The organism is Bilophila sp. T19-St14 (genome assembly GCF_059728385.1).
Genome location: NZ_BAAGFT010000001.1, coordinates 3179728 through 3204742 on the forward strand (window position 1 = coordinate 3179728; position 25015 = coordinate 3204742).

16 protein-coding genes and 1 tRNA gene are annotated in these 25015 nt (G+C 60.6%); 6 read left to right on the forward strand and 11 right to left on the reverse strand.

Annotation, left to right across the window (positions count from 1 at the left end):
- Positions 1-21: 21 nt before the first annotated feature.
- Positions 22-1311, reverse strand: coding sequence for a DNA-processing protein DprA (dprA, locus tag AC6I1V_RS13355; protein WP_337432194.1), 1290 nt, complete (start codon positions 1309-1311; stop codon positions 22-24).
- 241 nt (positions 1312-1552) lie between these two features.
- Here dprA and AC6I1V_RS13360 point away from each other — a divergent pair, with 241 nt between their 5' ends.
- The gene (locus tag AC6I1V_RS13360; RefSeq protein ID WP_302554299.1) at positions 1553-2029 is read left to right on the forward strand and encodes an alanyl-tRNA editing protein; all 477 of its coding nucleotides are present in this window, start codon (positions 1553-1555) and stop codon (positions 2027-2029) included.
- A gap of 67 nt (positions 2030-2096) precedes the next feature.
- A complete protein-coding gene (locus AC6I1V_RS13365) occupies positions 2097-3026 on the forward strand; it encodes a diaminopimelate dehydrogenase (RefSeq protein WP_308771904.1) in 930 nt (309 codons plus the stop codon).
- A 1255-nt stretch (positions 3027-4281) separates the two neighbouring features.
- Here AC6I1V_RS13365 and AC6I1V_RS13370 read toward each other — a convergent pair.
- Positions 4282-4356 (reverse strand) — tRNA-Gly (locus tag AC6I1V_RS13370).
- Between the two features lie 171 nt (positions 4357-4527).
- Here AC6I1V_RS13370 and AC6I1V_RS13375 point away from each other — a divergent pair.
- From AC6I1V_RS13375 to AC6I1V_RS13385, 3 genes are all read left to right on the forward strand, one after another.
- Complete coding sequence (locus AC6I1V_RS13375; RefSeq protein ID WP_486854257.1) at positions 4528-5691, forward strand: MltA domain-containing protein; 1164 nt, start codon at positions 4528-4530, stop codon at positions 5689-5691.
- A gap of 135 nt (positions 5692-5826) precedes the next feature.
- Positions 5827-7275: an MBOAT family O-acyltransferase gene (locus AC6I1V_RS13380; RefSeq protein ID WP_486854256.1), complete on the forward strand. Its 1449-nt coding sequence runs from the start codon at positions 5827-5829 to the stop codon at positions 7273-7275.
- An 18-nt stretch (positions 7276-7293) separates the two neighbouring features.
- Positions 7294-9312 (forward strand): DUF459 domain-containing protein, encoded by a 2019-nt coding sequence (locus AC6I1V_RS13385; protein WP_497737066.1) that lies wholly within the window; start codon positions 7294-7296, stop codon positions 9310-9312.
- A gap of 161 nt (positions 9313-9473) precedes the next feature.
- Here AC6I1V_RS13385 and AC6I1V_RS13390 read toward each other — a convergent pair whose 3' ends face one another.
- From AC6I1V_RS13390 to AC6I1V_RS13430, 9 genes are all read right to left on the reverse strand, one after another.
- Positions 9474-10136: an HAD family hydrolase gene (locus tag AC6I1V_RS13390; protein WP_486854255.1), complete on the reverse strand. Its 663-nt coding sequence runs from the start codon at positions 10134-10136 to the stop codon at positions 9474-9476.
- A 542-nt stretch (positions 10137-10678) separates the two neighbouring features.
- Positions 10679-11293 carry a DUF4125 family protein gene (locus AC6I1V_RS13395; protein WP_486854254.1) on the reverse strand — a complete coding sequence of 205 codons (615 nt, stop codon included), beginning with the start codon at positions 11291-11293 and terminating at the stop codon, positions 10679-10681.
- A gap of 503 nt (positions 11294-11796) precedes the next feature.
- Positions 11797-12876 carry a COG2958 family protein gene (locus AC6I1V_RS13400; protein WP_486854253.1) on the reverse strand — a complete coding sequence of 360 codons (1080 nt, stop codon included), beginning with the start codon at positions 12874-12876 and terminating at the stop codon, positions 11797-11799.
- A 540-nt stretch (positions 12877-13416) separates the two neighbouring features.
- The gene (locus tag AC6I1V_RS13405; protein ID WP_486854252.1) at positions 13417-14940 is read right to left on the reverse strand and encodes a glutamate synthase-related protein; all 1524 of its coding nucleotides are present in this window, start codon (positions 14938-14940) and stop codon (positions 13417-13419) included.
- 81 nt (positions 14941-15021) lie between these two features.
- Positions 15022-16602 (reverse strand): N-acyl-D-amino-acid deacylase family protein, encoded by a 1581-nt coding sequence (locus AC6I1V_RS13410; RefSeq protein WP_486854251.1) that lies wholly within the window; start codon positions 16600-16602, stop codon positions 15022-15024.
- 15 nt (positions 16603-16617) lie between these two features.
- Positions 16618-18258 (reverse strand): glutamate synthase-related protein, encoded by a 1641-nt coding sequence (locus AC6I1V_RS13415; protein ID WP_308770539.1) that lies wholly within the window; start codon positions 18256-18258, stop codon positions 16618-16620.
- Between the two features lie 25 nt (positions 18259-18283).
- Entirely contained in the window at positions 18284-19333 is a 1050-nt protein-coding gene (locus AC6I1V_RS13420) for a D-cysteine desulfhydrase family protein (protein WP_497737067.1), read from the reverse strand.
- 24 nt (positions 19334-19357) lie between these two features.
- Positions 19358-21361 (reverse strand): tripartite tricarboxylate transporter permease, encoded by a 2004-nt coding sequence (locus AC6I1V_RS13425; RefSeq protein WP_486855071.1) that lies wholly within the window; start codon positions 21359-21361, stop codon positions 19358-19360.
- A gap of 63 nt (positions 21362-21424) precedes the next feature.
- The gene (locus AC6I1V_RS13430) at positions 21425-22381 is read right to left on the reverse strand and encodes a tripartite tricarboxylate transporter substrate binding protein (protein ID WP_497737068.1); all 957 of its coding nucleotides are present in this window, start codon (positions 22379-22381) and stop codon (positions 21425-21427) included.
- Positions 22382-22644: 263 nt separating this feature from the next.
- On the opposite strand from AC6I1V_RS13430, the gene AC6I1V_RS13435 reads away from it, so the two are divergent.
- A complete protein-coding gene (locus tag AC6I1V_RS13435) occupies positions 22645-24537 on the forward strand; it encodes a sigma 54-interacting transcriptional regulator (RefSeq protein ID WP_486855012.1) in 1893 nt (630 codons plus the stop codon).
- The last annotated feature ends 478 nt before the right edge of the window (positions 24538-25015 follow it).

Consider the following 25015-nt stretch of genomic DNA (forward strand, 5'->3'; position numbering starts at 1 on the left):
ATGTAAACGGCGGGCCGAAGATCAGGCCAACGCGTAGCGGAGATCGGGGCGCTGGCGGATCAGGCCGCGCACTTCGAGGATGATGAGCGTGGAACCGGCTTCGCCGGGATCGCATCCAAGGGATTGGCAAACGTCGTCGATGGCGCGGGGGCTTTGGGCGAGGAGCGTCAGGATGCGGCCTTCAAGGGTTCCGCGATCCGGCTGTTTGAGGGGCGGAGGGGCGGCGGGAACGGGACGGAAGGGTTCCTGAGGCGCGTCGAGGCTGTAAGGCTGCGGTGCGGAATTCGGCTGGGGGAAGAGCGTCTTGAGTTGGGCGGACAGATCCGAAAGGATGTCGGAGGAAGAAAAGATCGGCTGTGCTCCGTCGCGGATGAGCTTCTGGCAGCCTTCGGCATGTTTTGAGCCGATGCCGCCGGGCACGGCGTAGACGGCGCGGTTCTGCTCAAGCGCGAGCCGGGCGGTGATGAGGCTGCCGCTGCGGAGGGCGGCTTCCACGATGACGACGCCGAGCGAAAGGCCGCTGATGATCCGGTTGCGGATGGGGAAATGCCGGGAGTCCGGGAGCGTTCCGGGCGCGTATTCCGAAATGAGCAGGCCCCGTTGGATGATCGCCCGGCGCAGCCCGTCATTTTCCTTGGGGTAGCAGACGTCGGGCCCCGCGCCGAGCACGGCGATGGTTCCGCCCGGCAGATCGCGGGCGGCGAGATGGGCCTGCCTGTCGATGCCGACGGCGAGGCCGGAAACCACGGTGATGCCTGAGGCCGCAAGGCCGCCGGCTATGGCCTGCGCCGCGCGGATGCCTTCCCTGCTGCATGTCCGGGTTCCGACGATGCTCACGCAGGGGTTGGCGAGCAGGCTCATATCCCCTTGGCAATAGAGGCGTATCGGCGCATCCGGCAATTCCTTGAGCAGCGCGGGGTAGCGGCCGTCGGTCCAGAGCAGGACGGTTCCCGCGAGTTTCCGGGCCGCGTCCCATTCTTTCCGGGCGGGCCCGCGCCATTTTTCCGAGCGGAACTCATGGATGAGATCTTCCCGCAAGCCCGCCCCGCGCCAGTCTTCGACGCGCCGCACGGCCTCGAATGCCGAACCGAACGCATCCAGAAGGCGTTTACGGCTTCTGGCGCCGAGCCCGCCGGTATGCGAGAGGGCCAGCGCCGCCCAGAATTCCGCGCGTGAGGCGGCGTCCAGAGCGCCGAGCGCGGTGGGCACGGCGGGGATGTCCACGGCGTAGGGCGCGTCGATGGGGCGTTCGGGCTCGCGCAGTTCGCGGCAGGGCGAGCCGTGTTCGGGGAAGAGGTCGTTTTTTTTCATGATCGTCCTGATGTTGGGTTTTTCAGCATACGGGGAACACCGCCGGATTTCAAGCGGCGGGGATATGCGGGATATTCACGTTTTCAATGAACGTTGAATTTTAACTGTCTGAAATTCAAAATAAATTTTTTAGAAAATCATCGGAAAGGCGAATGCCCCGGATATGCGGACGGATTGTTTCCGGGGAAGGGATCGGGTAGGGTAGGGCGGTTTCAAGCCCTTTAGAAGAAAAGGAGTCCCTGTGAGCAAGGAATATGATCCGTTCATGCATACGGCGGAGCATGTGCTGAACCAGACGATGGTGCGCATGTTCGGGTGCGGGCGTTCGTTCAGTTCGCATTTGAATGCGGACAAGTCCAAATGTGATTACCATTTCCCGCGCCCGTTGGAAGACGCCGAGGCCGCCGAACTGGAGCGAAGAATCAACGAGGTGTTGGCGCAGCATATGCCGGTGCGGACGGAGACGCTCCCCCGCGAAGAGGCGGGCAAGCTGGTCGATCTTGGCCGGCTCCCGGCGCATCTTGAAGGCGAAGAGGGGCTGATGGTTCGCATCGTGACCGTGGGCGATTATGATATTTGCCCCTGCATTGGGGAGCATGTGGAAAATACATCTGAGGTTGGTGCGTTTCGGCTGGTTTCGCACGATTTTACCCCGCCGCAGGGCGATGAGGAGGCCGGACGCCTCAGAATTCGCTTCAAATTGAAGAAAAACGCCTGATCCAGACCGTTTTACAAGACGGGAATTTCGTGTTTTACTTGAAGATATTCATTCTCTGGAGGCCAAAATGCCAATAAAAGCTGCCGTTATGGGTTTGGGCAATATCGGGCGCTACGCCATCGAAGCGCTGGAAATCCAGCCTGATTTCACCTGCGTGGGCGTCATTCGCCGGAAAGAATCCCTTGGAAAGGATGTGCATGGTCTGCGCGGCGTTCCGGAATACGCCAGCCTTGCGGATCTGGAAGCCGTGTCCGGCAAGCCGGATGTCGTGCTCCTGTGCGCCCCGTCCCGCAAGATCCCCGAAGTCGCGGGTGAGCTGCTCGGCAAGGGATACAACACTGTGGACAGTTTCGACATCCATGACCGGATTGTCGAAACCATCGGCCAGCTTGAAGCGCAGGCCGTGAAGGGCAAGGCCGTAGCCGTCACCGCCGCCGGATGGGACCCCGGCACGGACTCCGTGATGCGCGCCCTGTTTGAGGCGATGGCCCCTGTGGGCGTCACCTTCACCAACTTCGGGCGCGGCCGTTCCATGGGCCACTCCGTAGCCGCCCGCGCCATTGAAGGCGTGGCCGACGCCACCTCGATCACCATCCCTATGGGCGGCGGGCGCCATTCGCGCCTCGTCTATGTGGTGCTTGAGGAAGGCGCGACGTTCGAGGCCGTGAAAGCCGCGATTCAGGCCGACCCCTATTTCAGCCATGATCCGCTGGACGTGCGGCAGGTGACCAAGGACGAGCTGCCCCGCGTGGCGGACGCCTCCCACGGCGTGCTGATGGAGCGCGTCGGCGCTTCCGGGCTCACCGCCAACCAGCATTTCACGTTCGACATGCGCATCGACAACCCGGCTTTGACCGCCCAGGTCCTCGTGTCCAGCGCCCGCGCCGCCGTGCGCCTCGCCCAGTCCGGGCGTCCCGGCGCATATACGCTGATCGATGTGCCGCCCGTCCTGCTTCTGCCCGGCGAACGCATCGACAACATCGGCCGTCTCGTCTAGCGGGCTTGCCGCAGCCGTACGGTGTTTTCAAGGGCCTTCCTCCGGGGAGGCCCTTTTCATTATGGGCTTCAGCCTGTTGAGGGCGCGAAGTGTCCGAAACAAGAAAACACCCGCATAGCGGATGGTTATTATTTTGCCATGCCGCGGCGGGTAAGCGATTTTCCCCATTTCGCCGGTCGTCAGCGGTCGTCGGCAACCCCCCTTGCCCAATAACCCGGTTCCATCATTCAAAAAGATTGGCTCTGTCATTAGGTGGTTGTTTCATCTCCACAGCACGGTGAAAATACGGCCTTTTTATCCGTTGGGGGAATCCACGGTCAAGGCCTTTTGTTGGCTATTCCTTTGGAACTTCAAGGAAAAAAGCATCAACCATTTTCTATGGCACAGCCAAAAAAAATCAGGAACGCACCCGAAAACAACTTTGGGGTCCTGCCATAGTAAGGGGCTGATGCTTTATTTCGTGAAACTCAAAAAGATAGCCGCTCAAATGTTTCTGTCATAAGGAGCGACGACAGAAAAACTGAGGAAAAACGCCATCTCCTTACTATGCCGCAGAAATGAAAGGGGCTGTCATAGGATGTGGTCGTTTCATTTCTGCAATATGGTGAAAATACGGCCTGTTTCTCCAGATTTTCCTTTGGTGGACGTTATGGCTGAAGCCTTTTGTTGGTTATCCATTTGGAATTTCAAGGCACAAAAGCATCAGCCGTTTCCTATGGCACAGCCAAATGAAATTATTATATTTTATGCCAGCGCTTATTAGGTTGTGTCGTTGTGTTATATATAATTATTTGAAAGTATTAAAATAATTTTTGTGATCTAAAAACAATTTAATAACTTCAACATATTATTATAGATAATTGACGACACGGACTAGCCTTTCCCAAGACCCATTGCACAGCCGAAACAGCCATGCTCCGGGAATGCTTCCAGCAGGGATTCGATAAGGCCAAAAGTCTTGGGGGAAGGAGGGATGGGGTTCGGGGAAGGGAGGGAACCCCTTTCTTCAGAAAGGGGTTCCCTCCCTTCCCCGATTTTCTCCCAGCCATATACTGAAAAAGGCCCGGAAAGTCGCCTTTCCGAGCCTTCTTCATGAACGTAATGATATGTTCGTCTATGAAATGGCACTGCAACGGATATGTTGAGAGCCGTACACGGGAATGTTGTGCATCTATTTCATAACGCTTCTCTTGAGGAAGCGGAACCAAAGAAAAACCCTCGCTCCAGCCTTATGGCGAGCAAGGGTAAAAATATATGGAGCGGGAGACGGGATTTGAACCCGCGACTTCAACCTTGGCAAGGTTGCACTCTACCACTGAGTTACTCCCGCAGAACGAGGGAGTGTTTATAACGGACGGCGCGTTCCGTCAAGCTTTTTTTTACCCCAAAAGAAATTTTTTTTGCCGGGCCCGGCAAGGCAAGGCGTTGCATCGGGTGAGAGGATGCTGTACACAGCAAACGCTTTGTTGTTTTTCAACCTGTTGCGTGAGGATAGTCCGCCGTGCCGCGCCGTTTTTCCTTGTTTGGGGCTTGCCTGTTGTGTTTGTTGCTGTCCGCCTGCGGCGGGAAGTCAACCCGGCCTGATGTCGCCCAGCCAGATGTGCCGGAGGCCGTGCGCGTCACGCCGCTGGAAACACCCGGCGTATTCCCGGTTTCGGAGGCGGAGGCGGAGCGCCTCTCGCGGGGGCTGGATCCGGCCCGGCAAGGCATGCGCTCGTGGAAGGATATGCGTTTCGCGGTGGAACAGAGCCTTGCCTATGTGCGGGCGAAACCTGCATCCCGTGTGGCCGTGAACTACCCTTCGCTTCAAGTCACCTACGGCGAGATGGAAAAAGGGCTTGAACGCTTGCTGCGCCTGCTTCCTTTCCTTGATAAAGCCCCGGAAGTGCTGGCTTCGGACTTCCGCTGGGTACGCATCGGCCCGGACTTCGGCTTCACCGGCTATTACGAGCCGGAGATCCCGGCTTCGCACGTCCGCAAGGGGCGTTTCCAGTACCCAATCTATAAATCTCCTTCGGATCTGCGCAAAAAGCGTCCTTACCATACCCGTCACGCCATCGACTGCAAGGGCGTGCTGAGGGGGCGCGGGCTGGAACTGGCGTGGGTGGAAGATCCGGTGGACATCTTCATGCTCCAGATTCAGGGGTCAGGGCGGCTGCGTTTTGAGGACGGTTCGGTGCGCCCTGTGCTGTACGCCGGGCAGAACGGGCACAAGTATGTGGCGCTTGGACGGGTCATGGTCGATCGTGGGCTGCTGCAACGGGAAGAGGTGAGCATGTTCTCCATCCGGGAATGGCTGGCCGCGCACCCCGATCAGGTGAGGGAGCTGCTGGACACGAACCCCAGCTATGTGTTTTTCAGGCTCGGCAAGCCGGGGACTTCGGGTTCCAAAGGCAGTATGGGGAGGCGGATCACGCCGTGGGTGAGCGTGGCGACCGACCAGAGCGTCTTGCCCAACGGCCTGCTGACGCTGATGAACGTCACGCTGCCCGATGAGGGGGGCGAGCACAGCGTCCCGTTCAATGCGTTGACCCTGCCGCAGGATACGGGCGGGGCGATCAAGCGCAACCGTGTGGATTTGTTCTGCGGCAACGGCGAAACGGCGACGCACACGGCCAGTTATCTGGACAACCGGGGCGCGGTGTTCCTGCTGCTGCCGCGATGAAATGTTGAAAACGCCAGCGTTTCTCAGCGGATAGCCGAGGGCGCCGAGGCGGTTTGCTTGCAAGGGGCGTGCGTTTTCGCTATTGTGCGGAAATCGCGCACCCTTGCGCATGACCTTTTGCCCGGATAGGCACTGATGAATTTCGTCACGCTGGAGTTCGCAACCTTTTTCCTGTTCGTCCTTGCCGCGGGCTGGCTGCTGCGCGACAGGGACGGGGAATACAGGGCGTTTCTGCTCGCCTGCAACCTCTTTTTTTATGCGCTCGCGGGCATGGCCTTTGTCCCGTTGCTGCTGGCCGTGGCGGTGCTCAACTGGGGGGCCGTCCGCCTGATGTCCCGTTTTTCGGGGCAGCCGCGCAAGCGGAAAGGCATCATCGCGCTGGACGTGGCCCTGCATGTGGCCTTGCTGGCGTTCTTCAAATATTACGAATTCCTCATCCTTGGGCTGGAATCGCTGGCAAGCGCCGCCGGGCTCGGCACCGGCATCCTGCGCCATGCGTTGCCTTCGATGGAGATCCTGTTCCCCGTGGGGCTGTCTTTTTACACGTTCCAAGGGTTGTCCTACGCCATCGATCATTACCGCTGCCCGGATGAGCCGCCGCGCGCGTTTCTGGACGTGCTGCTGTTCGTGTCCTTCTTCCCCACGATCATGGCGGGGCCGATCATGCGCGCCCGGCAGTTCCTGCCGCAGCTTGGGCACCGGGCATGGGATTCCCGCGGCTTGCAGGAAGGGTTCGCGCTTATCCTCAGCGGGCTGTTCAAGAAGGTCGTGATCGCCAGCTACCTGTCCGAGCATATCGTGCGCGACGTTTTTGAATCGCCGGAATTTTATTCCTCATGGACGATTCTCGCCGCCGTGTATGCCTATTCCATACAGATCTTCTGCGACTTTTCAGGATATTCGGACATGGCTGTCGGCGTGGGGAGGCTTATGGGGTTCCGCCTGCCGGAGAACTTCCGTTCGCCGTACCTTGCGCTGAACATACAGGATTTCTGGCGGCGCTGGCACATCACCCTGTCCCTGTGGCTCCGCGACTACCTGTATATCCCGCTTGGCGGAAGCCGCCGGGGGAACCGCTACCTGAACCTGATCATCACGATGGCGCTCGGCGGGCTGTGGCACGGCTCGAATATCCGTTTTCTGGTCTGGGGCGTCATGCACGGGGTGGGGCTGGCCGTCGTCCATGCCTTCCATGAACTGAAAAAGCGTTTCCGGCCGGATGGGTTCACGTCCAGCCCGGCCCTGCACTGGTGCGGCGTGGGCGCGTCATGGCTGCTGACGTTCCATTTCGTATCCTTCTTATGGGTCTTCTTCCGGGCGGAAGACATGGAGCGGAGCCTTGAAATCCTGCGCCGTATCTTTGTCTTCGGGCAGCCCGGCGAAGGGTTCCCGCTGCTGGTGATTCCTGCGGCGCTTATAGGGCTGGCGCTTCAGCTTTTTGGTGCGAGGCTGTTCGCCGCGTTCGTGGATGTGCAGGAGCGCCTGCCGTGGGCCGTGCAGGCCGTGGTTCTTGCGCTCGTGGGCGGCTTTATCCTGAAGATGGGGCCGGATGGCGTCATGCCTTTTATTTATTTCCAGTTTTGATTTCATGAGGGGCCGTGCATGAAGAACCCTTTCCGAGCCGAGCGGGGAACGCTCACGTCCGGCCGTGCCTGTGCCGTGTACGCGCTGGCCTTCGTCTTGATGCTTTTTCTGGACGCGGCGCGTTTTTCCAGTTTTCTGGATCGGGTCGGCATTGATTTCCCGCCCGCCGCCGTCCTGGGGCAGGCGGTGAAGGGCGTAGCCGAAGCGACGGGCCTCGCCGCCTTTTCGGGGGCGGAAACCCGGCTGGTGGCCGCGTTCAACACGGACAAGCCCATTGGGGCCGTCGAGGGGCCGTCCGCCGTTGCTCCGGGCACGGCCCCGCAGCGGCCCGTAGCCGATGCACTGGCGGATTTTTCCCGTGAGGCGGCCTCCCCCGTACAGCCGGAGCCCCCGGCTGAAGAGGTTCCCGTTTCCGTCCCTCCCGCAGCCGTGCCTGAGCAGGCCACTCCCGCGGCGCAGCCGGAAACAGGGGGGCCTCCTCCGGTTCGGGCTGAAACGGGGCGCAAGCCGCTGGTGCTGCTTGTGGGCGATTCCATGATGATGGAAGGGTTCGGGCCCGTGCTCCAGCGTACCCTGCGCAAGCGCTCGGATCTGGAAGTGGTGCGCGAAGGCAAATATTCGACCGGGCTCAGCCGGCAGGACTATTTCGATTGGCCCGCGCAGCTTGAAAAGCTGGTGGAAAAGCACAACCCGGATATGGTCGTGATCTGCATGGGGGCCAATGACCCTCAGGATATCATCGACGAGAACCGCAAGCGCCATCATGCCGACAGTGAATCGTGGAAGGCGGTTTATCGAAGCCGCGCCGAACGCCTGCTTGCCGTGGCTACGGCGAAAGGGGCCAAGGCCGTATGGGTCGGTCTGCCCGTCATGGGCAAGGAGCCGTATTCAACCCGCGTCCGCCGTTTGAGCAAGCTCCAGCAGGAAGCCTGCGAGACGCATCATGCCGTCTTCGTGGATACGGTCAAGGTGCTCGCCGACGCTCAGGGCAACTACACGACATTCAAGGTTGACGGCAAAGGGCGTCATGTCCGGCTGCGGTATAAGGATATGGTGCATGTGACCGAGGACGGCGGGGCCATGCTTTCCGCCGCCGTGGAACCTGTCGTCGAAAAGGAACTTTTGCTTGGAAGGGGCAAGGCGGCGGAGCGTTCCGCGCCTCAGGCCCTGCCATCATCATTATTATCATCATCATCATCATCATCTTCTTCTTCTTCTTCTTCTTCTTCTTCTTCTTCCCTCCCGGCGGCTTCTTTGCCCGTTGCTGCCGAGGCCTCCGTGGAGCAGGGCGGCATCCCGTTCGCTGTGGATTCCGCATTCCGTGGGGGAAAAATCCCTTGTTATGCGTTCCTTCCCGCCGACCGCAAGCCGGGCGAGCGGTTCCCCGTCGTGTATCTGCTGCACGGCGCGTTTGAAGATGCGGGCGTCTGGAACACGCGGGCCGGGGCGCTGCTGTCGAAGCTGGCGGCCCGCGAGCGGCTGGTGTTCATCGCGCCGTCATGCGGAAGAACCGGCTGGTACGCGGACAGCCCCTATCTGAAGAAAAACCGCATTGAGAGCTTTTTTGTCCGCGAGTTGATGCCGTATGTGGAGCGCGCTTTCCCTGTGCTGCCGAAGCGCGGCGTCATGGGCATGTCGATGGGCGGGCACGGCTCCTTTGTCCTTGCGCTGCGGCATCCCGGCACCTTCGCCTCGGTCAGCTCCATGAGCGGCGTCATGGACATTACCCGGCATCCCGCCCAATGGAAGATCCGCGACGTGCTCGGCCCTATGAAATCCAATAAGGCGTTGTGGCAGTCGTATTCCGCCGAAGAGCTGCTGAAGCGGTCGAAGGCCGCCGGGATGCCCGCCATGCTCATTACCACGGGGCAGCAGGACGCGTATGTCGTGCCTGAGAACCGCGCCTTTCGGGATACGCTCCGCCGGGGCGGGTTCTCCTATCAGTACCGCGAGGCGCCCGGCCTCCATGATTGGACGTATTGGCTTGATGAGCTTCCCCTGCATGCGGCGTTCCATGCCGGGGTGCTGCATCGGTAACGGAAGGCGCCGAGGGGCCGGTGGCGGCTCTGGAAATCCTTGCACGCCCCGTTTTCCCTTCAAACCGGCACTTGCCGGAGACGGGCAGGGCCGTACATTGTAATGGTAAAAGCCGTCCTTTCTCTGAACGGGAAAAGGACGGCTTCCCTGTTTTGCCGGGGCTATTCGGCTTTGCGGAGCGTATGCCATTCCGGGTCGTCGGTCAGATAGCGCGGGCGCTCGGCGAGGAGTTTCGTTTTGTCGCCGTAGCCGTACAGGGCGGCGATGGTGGCTATGCCCTGTTCGTTGCCTCCCCTGATGTCGAGGGCCGTATCGCCCACCATGGTCATTGAAGCGGGATCGAGGGCATGGCGCTCCATAAGGAGGCGGATAATCTCTTTTTTGCAAAGCTGGCGGCCCGGCAGGGAGTCCGTGCAGCCGACGCCTTCGAGGAAGGGCATGAACCCCTTGAGCGTAAGCATCCTCTGGGCGGCGGCCTCCGGCTTGTGCGTGGCGACGAACAGGCGGCAGCCTTTGGCCCGCAAGCGTTCAAGCAGCGTGAAAATGCCGGGGTAGGGGGTGCTTTTGGGGAAGGTGCCGCCAAAATAGAGGTCACGGAATGCGGCCACATGGCGGGCTATTTTCGCGTCGTCGGCATCCGGGCAGACTTCGCGGAAAATGCCTTCCAGCGGGGGGCCGATGATGGAGAGCTCCATCCGAGGGACAGGATCGCCCGCATCACGCAGGACTGCGGCAATGGCTTCGAGAACGTCCGGCGCGCTGTCCACAAGCGTGCCGTCAAGGTCAAAAAGGATGGTTGAAAAAGGGAACGCGGAAAGCTGCATCAAAAACTCCTTGCAATGGGCACCGGAAAAGCCGCAAGCCCCGCCATATGAAGGTGTATGCGGGAAAGCGGTTTCCTCTTGCGGCGGTGTATTGCCGCAGGGTACGCTTCCCCTTCTCTCTGGAAACTGAAAGCCGCCATGACCGCCAAGGCCGCCGGCATCCCCTGTGGGCGGGAGCCTTGGGCGCTCGGCAATTCATTCACTTTTCTGATGTGTTTTGAAAGGCTCTGTCATAGGGGATGTGGCTGCATTATCTCCACAATATAGTGAAAGTACAGCTTTTCTCCGGTTTTCCGTTGGCGGGCTTCATGGCTGGGGCCTTTTATCGGTTATTCATTTGGAACTTCAAGAAAAAAGCATCAACCATTTCCTGTGGCACGGCCTTTTGAAACAGTTCAGTTGTTGTTTCAGTTTGTTATGGCGTCACGTTCATTGAAAATGTGAATGCCTTATCTTGGCTGTTCGTTTTACGGGCGGCTTGCTTTCCTGAAGGCGCGCCATACCGGAAAAGGAAGGCCGCGCCTACAGGAAGCCGGGGACGCCTAGGCTCCCGCGCGATGGCCTTCAGCCTGTTCGAGCGTGGCGTATCCGTACTGCTGCACCTGATTGAGGAGGTTCAGCTCCGCGCCGTTTACGCCATCCTGTTGCTGCCGCAAGGTAAGTTCATGCAGGAGCGTGATCGTGCGCGCTGAATACGTCTTCAGTTCTCCCCGCAGGTACGTTTCAAAGGAGGTTTCCATTGCGGAGTCTTCGCTGGTGTGCAGCGGGCGGCCCTTGCCGCTCAGACGGGGATAACGGTCGAACAGCTCGGCTTTCCAACCCACGTTGATCGCGACGATTTCTTCGATCTTCCGCAAGGTTTCCCTGTCGACGGGCGGAAGGGATGCCGCCAGCTTCCGGTATTCTTCGGGGAAGGTGGATTCCATCATCCGGGCGTATTTCTCGGTCATGATGTTTCTGCCATCCCTCGTGGCGGCTTTCAGATCTTCCAGATAGCTGGCGAGCAGCTCATCGGGCCATGTGGCGGCCTGGCTCTTCCGCATGATCTTGAAGGTGTCGGGCCGCATCTGGCAGGAGGCCGGGCCTCCCACATTTGAAACGTGGGAAAACATCTCCCATTCCAGCTTGATGATCTCGGACATCAGTTCGTCGCGCATTTTTTTCTCCATCTTATTATAATGCTGAATCATATTGTAAGGTATGGCCGTCTGCCGGGTACGTTGCCTTTCATACGGTGACGCGGGCGGGAAGCTGTTTGCAGGTATGTTGCCTTTTACCCAGCCCAAGGGCTTGCTCGAATGCCGGTTCAGCTGTTTGCCGGGTATGTTGCCTTTCACCGGATGGGCAGAGCAAAACCGGCAAGCCAGCGCCGACGGTGCAAGACTGTTGGTCTGCTGCGGCTGAACGGATACGGCATCTTGCCCGCCTTTTCCTTTGGCTCTGTCGCAGGATGTGGTTGTTTTGTCTCTACAATAGAGTGAAAATACAGGTTGTTTTCTAATTGTTACGCTGATGGATTCCATGCTCCGGGGCATTTTATTGGTTATTCCTTTGGAATTTTAAGGCATGAAACATCAACCGTTGGCACAGCTTTTTTTGCGGAGGGAACCCGGCGGATCCAAAACGCCGTTCGGCAGCCTCAGCTCAAACAGGGCGTTCGTCAGGCCGTCTTGTTGTCCCAATCCTTTTCCCGCAGCGTCCCGGTTTGGAAGTAGACGGAAACAAGCTCGATGAACTCGTGGAAGTCTCCGTTTTCTTTGGCGAGGCGATCGATGGACTGCCAGTCGGCATCCGGTTTTTTCTGTGCTGGGAGCAGGATTTCGCTTTCCGACGGGTTTTCGGGATCGAGCAGGATGACCCCGATGCCGTGCAGGGCTGAAAGCATCCTGAGCTCTTGTTCCACCCGGTCGTCGGCGATGGCCGTGGCGACGAGATACCCCTCGTGCGCCCACGACGAGTTGCTGACGGCCTGAAAGAAGCATTTCCTGATATTGGCGACGGTGAGCGTCTTTTTGACTTCAAACGACCAGAGCCGGACGCAGGTGCTGCCGCTGGCGTGGCCGCAGGCTTTGACGTGTTTCCCCCATGCCTTGTCCACCGGCTCCATCGCCACGATGTCGGGGTGGAGCCATTGGTTGCCGCCGTTTCCCCGCGTATTGCGGGAGCGGCCTTCCCGGATGCGCATGGGGTAGAGGTGCAGCTCCGACCAGAGATAGCTGATGAGAAGCGGGTAAAGCTCCTGTTCCAGCAGGGCCCGTTCCTCACAGGAGCAGGCATCCTCATCGCGATCGCTTGTTTCGCCTTGGGCCGTATCCGGCGCCCCCTGCGTTTCTTCCAATGGAATGCAGTAGCGGCGGGGCTTGGGCCTGTCCTGCCATACGAGGGTGGGGCGGAGCCTTTTGAGCGTATCCTTCTGTGATCCGATTTCCGCAATGATTTGCGAAAGGAACGCCTTGTCATCCGCAAAACGGGGATTGCTGCGTTTTCGGGCGTAGTCGGAAGCGTATTGCTGTACGATGGTTTCGGCAATCTGCCGGGCCGTAAAGCTCTCGCCCCGATGTTTTTCGAGAAAGGCAATGATCTTTTGCGATTGGGAAAGCGCCATGTCCACCCCCTGTTCAGTCGAAGCCCCATTGTAGGCGGGGGGAAAGGCCATGTCCAGCTTGTGCGGGCCGTTGGGGGCCTGCTGGGGATTGGGACGGCTTCCGCCGCCGAGTAAAACAAAAGCCCCGCATTGCACGGGGCTTTCCGCTGTTTCAGGTTGGTTCGCCGTACGCTAACCGCTCACGGATATGGGAGGATAAGCCGCCGGCGAAGGGAATGGGGTGATTCCTTATTTGAAACGTCAATGGGCGTCAGTGGTGTGCCGCTTCGGGAAGGCATGCCGGGAAGCACGGCGCAGCACCTGTTCCCACGGAGTATTCAAACCGCTTGTGTACGAAAGTTTCCAGAACCCTATATTGCCCGATAAAGCGCAACCCATTCAAATCGCTTATGTACGTAGGTTTCACCAACATGCCACGTCCGTGATCCATGGGCCCCTCTCAGCCGCCCGAAACGGCGCCAAAATGTGCCGGAACTTGGACGCTTCGGCAATACTTTTACGCATCTTGCGGAGAAGTATCTTTTGTTCGGTATCGTCGAATCGTTATCCGCGTTGGATGGGTAAGGCGCACGGCGGCCCCTTGTTCCGCTTCATACAGATGGCACAAAAAAATGGCAGGCGGCACCGGGGAAAGAGCCGATGCCGCCTGCACGGAAAAGGGGATGGAAGGGGAGGCTACCGCAGCCACGTTCCGTCAAGCAGTTCCTTGGCGTCACGGGTGAGCGGGAAGACGTCGCGCCGCCCGATGTGCTTCACGTCGAATTTCCTGTTCAGGGCGGCGAAGTGGCGCAGCCCGTAGGCGATGCGGTTCAGGTAGGAATATACCCCGACGGCCCCGGTGGAGAACCCGTCCGCCGCGCTGCCGTAGAGCCCCCGCAGTTCGGGAAGATCGCTGAACAGCTCTTCCTTCGTCGTGCCGAAACGGGCGAGTTCCGGGGGGACTTTGCCCGCTTCAATGAGTTCCCCGATCTTTTTGGCGCTCATGGCCGCCGCCATGCTGGATCGGCACAGGCCCACGGCGGAGACGTAGGGCGCGCCGAGGGCCAGCGCCTTGTACACCTGATCCTCGGTCGCAAAGCCGCCCGTGATCGCCACATGCGGGAGTTCCATGCCTTCCGCGGCCAGCTTGTCGAGGATGCCGTAAAGGATGCTTTCCATGACGACCGTGGGGAGGCACCATTCGTTCATCATCTTGCAGGGGCTGTAACCGGAGCCGCCGCCCGCGCCGTCGAAGGTGACCATATCCACTTGCGCCTTGGAAGCCAGCCGGAGGACATGCTCCAGATCCTCCGGATCGAAGCCCGCCATCTTGAAATACACGTTGGTCATGCCCATGTCGCGGAGTTGCGCGATGCGGCCGATCAGATAGTCGTCGCTCCAGATCGGCAGACGGCCGTAGACGTGGAAGGCGGGGCACGCCTTGCGGCCATAGGCTTCCTGTACGCCGGGATCCCGCGGATCGGGCAGGACAAGGAAACCCTGTCCGCATTTCTTCAGTGCCTCTTCGAGCGTCGGCACAAGGTTCGCGGGCTGCGTGCCCTTGGCGGACTGCCCGAACTTGAATTCGATGGCCTTGGCCCCGCATTCCCGGATGGCGTATTCCGGCACGCCCTGCGCGTCGTCGTCATAGTTGGCCTGAAGGATGATCTGCCCGTATCCCCGGTCATACTTGTTGAAGGCGTCCAGCATTTCCCGGAGTTTCGGGGCGTGGACGACCTTGCCGTTTTCGTAGGCAAGCGTCGGGTCCTTGCTCACGGCCCCTTCGCCGATGACCGCGTTGACGCCCGCCATGGCCGCGCCGCCGAAGTAGTCGGGCCAGTTGAGCTTGATGAGCGCGGGGAGGATGATCGGCAGCGCCAGCTTTACGGGGTTGAGGGTGCCGATCTCCCGTTCGAGCCCCACATGGTAGATGGTGGCGCGATCGGCGTCCAGCGGAGCCCCCATTGCCCCGAACGCTCTGCCGTTGATGTTGAAATGGGAATAATCGACGGGATAGGCCTTTTCCGAGGCGATCTGGTTTTCCCCCGTGGTGGTGGGATATACGGTCTCCATGCCCCGGACGGCGGACAGGCCGATCTCGCAACTGCCGATGCAGTCGGCGGTGCACATGGCGCACATGCCGGAAAAAGAACAGACATGGGACGGATCGCGCATTTTCGTGCGGTTGAACACGGAGCCGAGCGTGGGGCTGTACGACATGGACGTTTCCTCCTTGAAGAACGAAAAAACGGCGCGGCCCGTCCCCCGCGATGGGAAACGGCCGCGCCGTCGGTGGCATGGTCAGTCGCGTATGGTCTTGCCGGGACGCGCGCCCGTATGGACGCCGTGATCGACGGCGATCTCGCCGTTGACGAGCACGTAATCGATGCCTTCCGGATAGACTCGCGGATTTTCAAACGTATTCACATCGCGGATGCGGTCTTCGCCGAACACCACCATGTCCGCATCCATGCCGGGCATGATGAAGCCCTTGCGCTTCATGCGGAGTTTGAGCGCCGTGCTGGAGGTCATCTTGCGCACGGCCTCCTCAAGGGTGAGCAGGCGCTTTTCCCGCACGTAACGGGCGATGAACCGGGGGAAGGCCGCATAGGTGCGCGGATGCGGCTTGCCGCCGCTCAGCAGGCCGTCGGTGATCAGACACATGGTCGGGTGCTTCATGCCTTCCATCACATCCTCTTCGCACATGCCGTGCCCAAGCAGGCCCACGGCAAGGTTTTCCTTGATCAGCAGATCCAGCACCGCGTCCTCGGGCGACTTGCCGAGGGCCTCGCCAAGGGCCACGGCGCTTTTGCCTTCGCACCAGAGGTTCTTTTCGCTGGCGACCGAGGAGACGTAGATGTTCTCCCAGCCCATGACCTGCGAGAAATTTTCCCAGCCTTCGGTGGTGAGCATGTCCTTTTTGACCTGTTCGCGTTCCTCCGCCAAGGCTTTGAGCAGGCCGTCCGTTCCCCGGCTGTGGTACCACGGCGGAACGACGACGTGCATGAACGTGCTGTTGGCCGTATACGGATACTGGGCGATGCCGATGTCGATGCCTTCCCCGCGGGCCCGGTCGATGGTGTCGAGATGCCTGCGGGCGTTCCCCCAGTTCCTGCGCCCCCGCAGCTTGAAATGCGTCACCAGAATACGGATGCCGGTTTCGCGCCCGATGTGGATGACCTCTTCCAACGCCTCGGCCATGTGGTCGGCCTCATTGCGCATATGCACGTCGAGGATGCCGTCGTAGCGGGCCGCGACTTTGGCGAGCGCGACGAGTTCTTCCGTGGACTGGTACTTGTTGGGCGTGTAGATGAGCCCCGCCGAAATGCCGCGCGCGCCTTCCTCCATGCACCGGGCCACGCTTTCTTCCATAAGGCGCAGTTCTTCGGCGGTGGGCGGCCTGTCCTCCATGCCCATGACGTCGAGGCGCACGGTGCCGAGCCCCACATAGGAGCTCAGGTTGACGCTCGGTTTCGCGGCGTCGAGCGCATTGAGATAGGAGGCGAACCCGTTCCAGCCCCACGGTTTCTGGGCTACGCCGTCGAGCCCGGAAATGCTCGTGCTCCACGACTCCTTGTTCTTGTCGCTGATGGGGGCCACCGACATGCTGTCGAGGCCTACGTTCTCTGTGGTAATCCCTTGCATGATTTTGGGCAAGGCCAACGGCTCATCTATTATCCTCAAATCCGAATGGCTGTGGCTGTCGATGAAGCCGGGGCACAGGATGTTGCCTCCGATGTCGAGCACCGTCCGGGCTTCGGGCATGTCGTGGGCCGAACCCACGGCCACGATGCGCCCGTCGCGCACGCCGACGCAGCCTTTGCGCCAGGGGTTGCCCGTCCCGTCCACGATGCGGGCGTTGCCCAAGAGCAGATCCAGCATGAAAGCCTCTCCTTGTCAGCCGAGCACGATGCGGCGTGCCAGCTCGTCGTCTTGTTCCGTGATGAAGGGGATGCCCGTTTCCTGAGCCGTTTCACGGTTGGCGGCGCAGATGTCCGTGCGGTCGATGTGCCCGATGCCGAACTTGCGGGCCCCGGCCATGTGGTGCTGGAGCCCTGCGCCGAGCCTGTCGCACATCGTCCACATGGCGATGGCTCCGTAAGGGATATGCGCCATTTCGTCGGCTCCGAGGCGTTCCTTGAGGGCATGGTATCCGGCGAAGATGGTTTCGGGCGTATCGCCGATGTCGAGGACCGTCTTCGGAAGCGCCGACCACGCGCCGTGGACACGTTCCCGGCGTTCGGGGTGCAGGGCCCCTTCGATGTTGCAGCCGAGGAAGGCCGGGATCATGAACGAGCGCGACATGCATACAGCCTTGACGTAGGGGGCGCCGAGGGCCAGCGCCTTGAATGCTTGGCTCGGCTTGGCGAGCCCGCCGCCCACGGCGAGATCGACCACCCTCTTCCCGGCGGCGGCCCGCAGGAAGGCGTAATCATGCGCTTTGGCGTGCAGCAGGACGGAGGGGACGCCCCAGTTGTCCAGCATGTCGTTGGGGCTCATGCCCGTTCCGCCGCCTGAGCCGTCGATGGTCAGGAGTTCGAAATCCAGCTCGGAGGCCACCCGTATCGCCAGCGCCAGATCGGGCATCCCGAACGCCCCGGTCTTCAGCGCCAGCCGTGCCGCGCCGTTGGCCCGGAGCTGTTCCGCCTTGGCCGCGACTTCGGCGAGCACGTCCTCGGGCGTGGACAGGGCGGGGTAGGTGAGGCCGGTGTAGCGGGTGAAGTGTTTGACGCGTCCGGCGCGGAAGGCCTCCTGTACGGCCGGATCCTCGGGATCCGGGCGCAGGCAGTAGCTGCGGCTCTTCATGAACCGCGCGTAGTCGAGATCGCGGATCAGCCCTTCGCCGTTGATGGGCTTGGCGCCTTGCCCCCATTTGATTTCGACGCACACGAAATCGCCATATTTGCGGGCGACGTATTCAGCCACGCCGTTATAGGCGTCATTGGCGTTGAGCTGGACGAACAGCGCTCCCTTGCCATTGTAATAGCGCCTGTACACGGCGATGCGGCGGTCCAGATCGGGCAGGGCGCGGATGGAGCCGTCGGGATTGAATTCGGTCTTGTTGTCCCCGCCGCCCACATTTTCCCCAATGACCAGCGGGATGCCGCACAGGGCCGCGCCCACGGCGAAGCTGTCCCAGTACTTGTCGACCACGGGATTGCGGCTCAGCGCGCCGATGAGGAACGGATAGTCGCAAGGGTACTTGGCGTTGGAGCCCACGGCCGTGGTCAGATCGGCGTCGCAATAGGCCGCGTCGCCCGTGCGGGCCTTTTCCGGGTCGAGCCCGGCCCCGCCGAAGACGCGGCCCCGGATGCGCAGGGCATTGTAGGAAACGCCCACGTGCGTGGTGTTTTCGGTCCCGATGGTGGCGTTGCCGTAGTCGCGGGGCACCAGCGTCCTGCGCCCCAGAAGGGAGCTCAGCCACGTTTCGCAGCGGCCCTGGCAGTCCGTACGGCAGAAGTTGCACAGCCCGGATTCGCAGGGCGTGCCGCGGTTGACCGCACCGATCTTTTCGTTGTTTTTGGAAGTAAGGCTCATGCAAGGCTCCTTATCGTAAAAGCGGTTAGGCGAAGTGGCGGCGCATGGCGAACAGCGCCGGGAGTCCGCCTGTATGCAGATAGACGACATGCTGGTCCGCCGTGAACGCGCCCTTGCGGATCGCGTCGAGCAGGCCCGCCATGCTTTTTCCGGTATAGTTGGGGTCAAGGATGACGCCTTCGCTCTGGGCGACGAGGCGTACGGCCTCGATCATGCCGGGGTAGGGGCGGGAGTAGCCCGGCCCCACGAAATCGCAGGAGAGGCGCAGCAGCCTTTCCCCGCATATTCCGGGCAGGGCGAGCGAAGCCCAGCATTCCTCGGCGTGCGCCATGATGCGTTCACGGGCCTGCACCGGGTAGTCAGTACCGAAAGTGTCGAAGGCGTAGAGGGGGATGTCCGGCCCGCCCGAAAGGGCAAGGGCGTGCGCGCCGGCGAGGAACCCCGCCGTGGTGCCCGAACTGCCCACCGTGACGGCAATGGCGTCCGGCGTGAAGCCGCTGGCTTGCGCCTGATCGAGCAGCTCGAAAAAGCAGCGTAGGGAACCGAGCGCCCCTTCCACCGTGGAGGAGCCGCGGGGGATGATGTAGGGATGCCGCCCTTCGGCCCTCAGCTCCTCGGCCCGGCGGCGCATGGCCGCGCCCCGGTCGGCGTCCGGCGGTACGAGATGCACCTGAGCCCCTAAAATGCGGCAGAGCAGGATGTTCCCGGTTTCCTGATCGTCCTCCGAGAGCGGGGGATCGGTCCGCCCGAGGAACAGTTCGCAGGGGATGCCGAGGTGCGCGGCTGAGGCCGCCGTCTGTACGACCTGATTGGACTGCACCTCGCCCGTGTTCAGCAGCACGTCGGCACCTTCCGCGCGGGCCTTGGCGAGCACGTGCTCCAGTTTGCGGATTTTGTTCCCTCCCGCGCCGAGGGGGGTCATGTCCTCGCGTTTGATCCAGAGCCGGGGGCATTCGATCCCCTCGGCGGAGAGGCGGGCCCGCAGCCCGTCCATCGGCATGAACAGCGTGGGCCATACGCCGAGCGGGATGCGCGGGGCCTCTTCAAGCCGTGTTCTCAATTCCATTATGTCCATACGAGAGATCCTTTGTGCGGGGCGTCAAAACAGAAGCCCGGTGGGGGTCTGTACTTCCATGATCAGTGAGAAACAGCCGTACTCGACGGCGATGAGGAGCAGCGAATAGGCCAGTACCGAACCGATGCCCCGCAAGTCGGCCTTGCGCCCGGAGAGCCAGAACGTGCCGTAGGCGGTCATGGCGACGATGCAGAGGAATGTGGCGGCGTAGAAGCCGAGCGGTTCGATGAGCAGATAGCCGACGCCCATGAGCCCGAGGTACAGGCAGATGCTCCAGTAGCAGCCCGGACGCACGGTTTCCGGCTTCCGCGCCGTGCCGGAAAAGATCTGCATCAGCATGATGAAGAGCCCCAAACCCACGATGGAGGCGTACACGGCCTGCGGGAAGTAGCCGGAAATGCCTTCGATGGCGTAGGATTGGCGCAGGAGGACAGCCCCGCCGACGGTGATTGCAAGGACGACCCAAAAGTCGTAGCGGCGCAGGCACACTCCGGACGGGCGCAGGCTGGAGAGGGCGATGCCCTTGCGCTCCTTGCGGTGGTTCAGCCAGAGCGGGATGACGATGGCAAGGATGCACGCGGCCATGAATACGGCGGCGAGGGGCGAGAAGACCAGCAGATCGGCGAGCGAGTTCTCCGCCTGCGTGCGGTAGAGGGTCACGATGAGGTTTTCTTCGATGATCCGCCCGAGCACCAGCCCGAGGGCGATGCCTGCGGGCATGATCTTCGCCTTGAGCAGCAGATAGGCGATGCCGCCAGACAGGATCATGAGCAGGACGTCAAACATGCTGTTGCGCAGGGCATAGGCCCCAAGGAACGAGATGGAGATGACCGCCGGGATGATCAGCAGCTTGGGCACATCGAGGATACGCGTGCACACGCGGACCAGCAGGTAGCCGATGAGCAGCATCCCGATGTTGGCGATGATCATGCTCACGATGAAGGCGTAGGCGATCTCGGGGTTCTTTTCCATGAGCTGCGGGCCGGGCGTCAGCCCCTGCGCCATGAGCCCGCCGGCGAGGACGGCGGCCGCCGCGCTGCCGGGGATGCCGAGGGAGAGCAGGGGAACCAGCGCACCGCCTACGCTCGCGTTGTTGGCGCTTTCCGGAACGAGGACGCCTTCCACGGCACCCTTGCCGTAGCGGTCGGGGTCCTTGTCCCACCGCTTGGCCTCATTGTAGGAGACGAGTGCGGCTACGCTGCCCCCCGCGCCGGGAAGCGCGCCGATGAAGGTTCCGATGGCGGAGGCCACGGAGAGCAGCTTCAAATGCCTGAGGATATCAAAGACGGCAAGCTTGAAGGCATGCGCCTGCCGTTCCATCTTGACGATATACTTTTCGTCTGATTCCAGCATGACGAACATCTGGGAAAGCGAGAACAGGCCGATCATGAGGGCGACCATATCGAGGCCCTGTACCAGCTCGAAACAGCCGAAGGTGAACCGGGGCATCCCCATCACGGGGTCAAGGCCCACCATGCACAGGGCCAGCCCGATGGCTCCGCCGAGCAATCCCTTGGCGATATTGCCGGGGAACATCGCCGCCAGCGTGGACAGGCCGAAGAGCCCCATCCAGAAGAAGGCCTCGGAGCCGAACTTCAGGGCCATGACGGACAGCGGCTCGAAGAACAGCATGAGCACGATGGTTCCGAAAATGCCGCCGAGGACCGAAGCGAGCAGGGCGATGTAACAGGCTTCTTCGGCCCTGCCCTGTAAGACAAGGGGATAACCGTCCAGCGTGGTGGCGATGGAGCCCGGCGTTCCCGGCGTGTTGATGAGGATGGCGGCGTTGGCCCCGCCGTACATGGCCCCGCAGAACACGCCGCCGAGCCCGATGAGCGCCATGTCCGGGGGCATGGAAAAGGTGAAGGGGACAAACAGGGCCACGGCCGTTACGGTGGTGATGCCGGGGAGCATGCCGCCGACGATGCCGACTATGAGGCCAAGGAACATAACCAGCAGGTTCATGGGAAGCACGGCGCTCGCCGCGCCCCGCACAATATACTCAAGCATGGAAGGGACTGCATCCATGGGACATCCTCTTAGTGGGAAGGTGAATCCTGAAGTGGTCTAAAGCCGCTTCTCCGGACGGGGCTACTTGCTCTGCGACTTCTGGTAGAACTCGACCATGGCGCGCCCTTCCTCTTCATAGTCCTCAAACATCTTGCGCAGCTCGTCGCCGGACTTCCATGCGGCCACGGTTCCCGCATTTTCATAGCGTGCGATGACTTCCGGGTTGGAAAGGATGGTCCTAAAAGCGTCTTCGAGCACCTTCCGCTTTTCGGCGGGCACACCCTTGGGGGCGGCGATGTAGCGGCCCACGGCGCTGTTGATGTCGTACCCCACCTCCTTCATGGTGGGGGCGTCGGGAAAGCGCTTGCTGCGTTCGGGCGCGAATACGGCGAGCACCTTCATCTTGCTGATGGAACCGGAGACGCCTCCGGAGGGGACGATGGCGGCTTCAACCTGCCCGCCAAGGAGCGCGGGAGCGACCTTGCCCGCGCCGTCGATGGGCACATGGTTGAAAGGCACGCCGTCGGCCTTCAGGCGCAGGGCGGGGATATGCGTGGGGCCCATGATTTCGCAGATGCCGAGGTTGATCCTGCCGGGCTCGGACTTGGCGCGCTCAATGAGTTCCTTGGCGCTGGAAACGGGGCTGTCGGCGCGGACGGCCAGATAGACTTCCTCAAGACAGAGGAGGGAGATGAAATCGAAACTGTCCAGCGTGTACCCGGCACGGCCAGTAATGATGTCGAGCATGAGCAGGGGATAGGAGTGTATGCCGATGGTGTACCCATCCGGCTTTTGGCGGCTGAGCTCCACCATGCCGATAAGCCCTGTGCCTCCGGGCTTGTAGATGAAGGAAAGGGGCTGGCCGACCTTTTCCTTGAAATCCTTTTCGAGAAGGCGGGCACCCTGTTCTCCGCCGCCTCCCGGATTGAAGGGGACGATGATCTTGATGCTCTTGTCCGGGTAGGTTCCGGCATGGGCGAAGGCCGTCAGGGAAAGGGCCACGAAAACCGTCAGCAAGAAGGCAAAACAACGCTTCATGGGGAGACTCCTTTGACTGGTTTGAGCCGTACGCGTAACGGGTTGCGGCCGGCGGCGTTATCCTGTTCTCTTTTGAACAAGCGAAAACCATGCCAAGGTCTTTCCGGGAACCGATTGCATGATATGTTGTATGGTTATGAGTTTATTGACAATCAGATAATCAGGCGTGTAGATTCATAATTGAGCAAATGGTGCTCAATTTTGAGCATATTTCCCCGTACCCCTTCAAATCAAAGGCCGTTTTTGCCATGCAGGAGCCGAATGTGAAACAGGAATACCGGATTGCGGCGCTTGTCCATTCCAAACTTGTCGCCGATATCGTGTACCGGGAAACGCTGCTTCTCGGGTGGAACATATCCATTGAGGTGACCAGCTACGAGACGGCGCTCGAAGACGCCCGGCGCCTGTTTGAAGAGGGGTACGAAGTCCTGCTGTGCCACGGCGGGTTCCGTGAGGCCGTCTTCAAAAAATTCGGACGCCGCACGGTTTTCGTCGAGCGTTCGGAGATTGACATCATCAAAGGCTTGAGCCGGGCCAGAAAGCTTTCGGACACAGTGGCCCTCACCGCGCATATCAATGAGGCCCGCGATATCGAATTCATGGAATCCTTGCTTGGTATGCGCATTATTCCGGTTCGCTACGACACTAAGGAGGAACTTGAGGAGCGGATCAAGGAAACGATGGCGCGAGGTGTTCGGGTTTTCGTGGGCGGGGGCGGGACGGCGAGGATCGTCAGCCGGCTCGGTGGACAGATCTTTTTGGATGAGCCGCAGCCCGTGAATATCCGCAATGCGGTGAGCCGGGCCATCACCATAGCCGAAAATATGCGCATGGAGCAGACGAACCGATCCAACATCCAAGCGATGCTCCACTACTCTAAAGAGGGCGTGATCTGCCTCAGCGCACAACGGGACATCGTTTTCCACAATGCGCAGGCGCTCAAGCTGTTGCGTGTGGGGGCTTCGCATGAGCTCGCCCGTTTCTTCCCGCCGCTCTTTCTTGATGACGTTCTGGAACACTCTTCCCCGTTCATAGATCGGGTGGTGACCATCAACGGCAGACAGCTGCTCATCAACACGTTCCCGCTGGCAATGTCGTCGTCGACGACGGGCGCGGTCTGCTTCATCCATGACGTGCAGAACCTCCAAAAAATAAACCGGAAGATTGATACGGATCTCCATTCACGCGGGCTCGTGGCCAACTACACGGTAAGGGATATCATCGGCAAGTCAGCCAGCGTCGCGAAACTGAAAGAGAACATCGCCCGCTACGCACCCACGGACATCTCGGTCTACATCCACGGCGAAACGGGTACCGGCAAGGAGCTTGTTGCACACGCCCTGCACGCCGCCAGCAAACGGGCCAAGCAGCCTTTTGTGGTGGTCAACTGCGCGGCCCTGCCGGACCCGCTGCTGGAAAGCGAGCTGTTCGGCTATGAGGAGGGGGCTTTTACCGGAGCCAAGCGCGGCGGCAAGGCGGGGCTTTTTGAACTGGCGAACGGCGGCACCCTCTTTTTTGACGAGATCGGGGACATGAGCCATGCCGTGCAGCTCCGTCTCCTGCGCGTGCTGGATGCGAAGGAAGTCATGCACGTAGGGGGCGATCGCTTCATCCCAGTCAACGTGCGGGTCATCTGCGCCTCGCACAAACAGTTGTTGGAGCTGGTCAAGGCGGGCTCGTTCAGGATGGATCTCTACTTCCGTCTGGCGGGCGTCTGCCTTGAAGTCGCCCCTCTACGGGATCGTTTGGAAGACGTACCGCTCCTCATCGCCAACGTCCTCAAACGGTATGGGAAAAACGCCTCCGTCGTCACCTCGGCCATTCTGGATGCCATCCGGCGCTATTCCTGGCCGGGGAACATCCGCGAACTCATGTCGGTCATGGAAAGCTACCTTGTCCTGCTCGGGGACAACAGTTCCAGCCTCGCCTGTTTTGAGGAGATATTCCGCCATCGCAACCAGTTCTTCGACAAGGCACCGCAGGAGGGGACGCTGGGGGAACAGCTTGCTGCGTACCGGCTGGAGATTGTCCGCAAGGAGATGCGGCGCTGTGCGGGTGACCGCAGAAAAGCGGCTAAGGCCTTGGGAATCAGTTACAGCAGCCTGAGGCGTGTTCTCGAAGCGGACGCCGCGAGAGGCGTATCCATTCAAGATTGAACTGAAACCGCATTGAGGGATATATGTTATGGCCCCGGACTGGCGGCTTGCCAGCCTACGGCGTTGGTTATGTTTTCCAAAATTGCAAGGAAAACACGGGAGGCCGTCCCTGCATAGGAACGGCCTTCCCAATTTCCCGGATTAGGCGGGCTGTATCGGTTGATTCCACAGAAATCCCGTACGCCTACAGGGTTATCGGACCGATGGGTCAGCATAGGCTAAAGGTGCCCAACGTGACGTATTGCGCTGTCCCCGGATCCGGACTGCCCCACGTATTTATAAGGAGGCTCAACGTGCAGTGTTGGGGAACCCGCTGAGAAGCCTTTGGCTACGGTTAGCCTTCACTTCCTGTGGTGGTCACCGCAACGGTGACGGAGAAGACCGAAGGTCAGGTTGCTGGCAAAGCCGACGGAGATGTACGTAATTAGGGGAGAGAATTCGTAATTTCTAAGTCACGCCGTAATGGGCAGCATGAGCG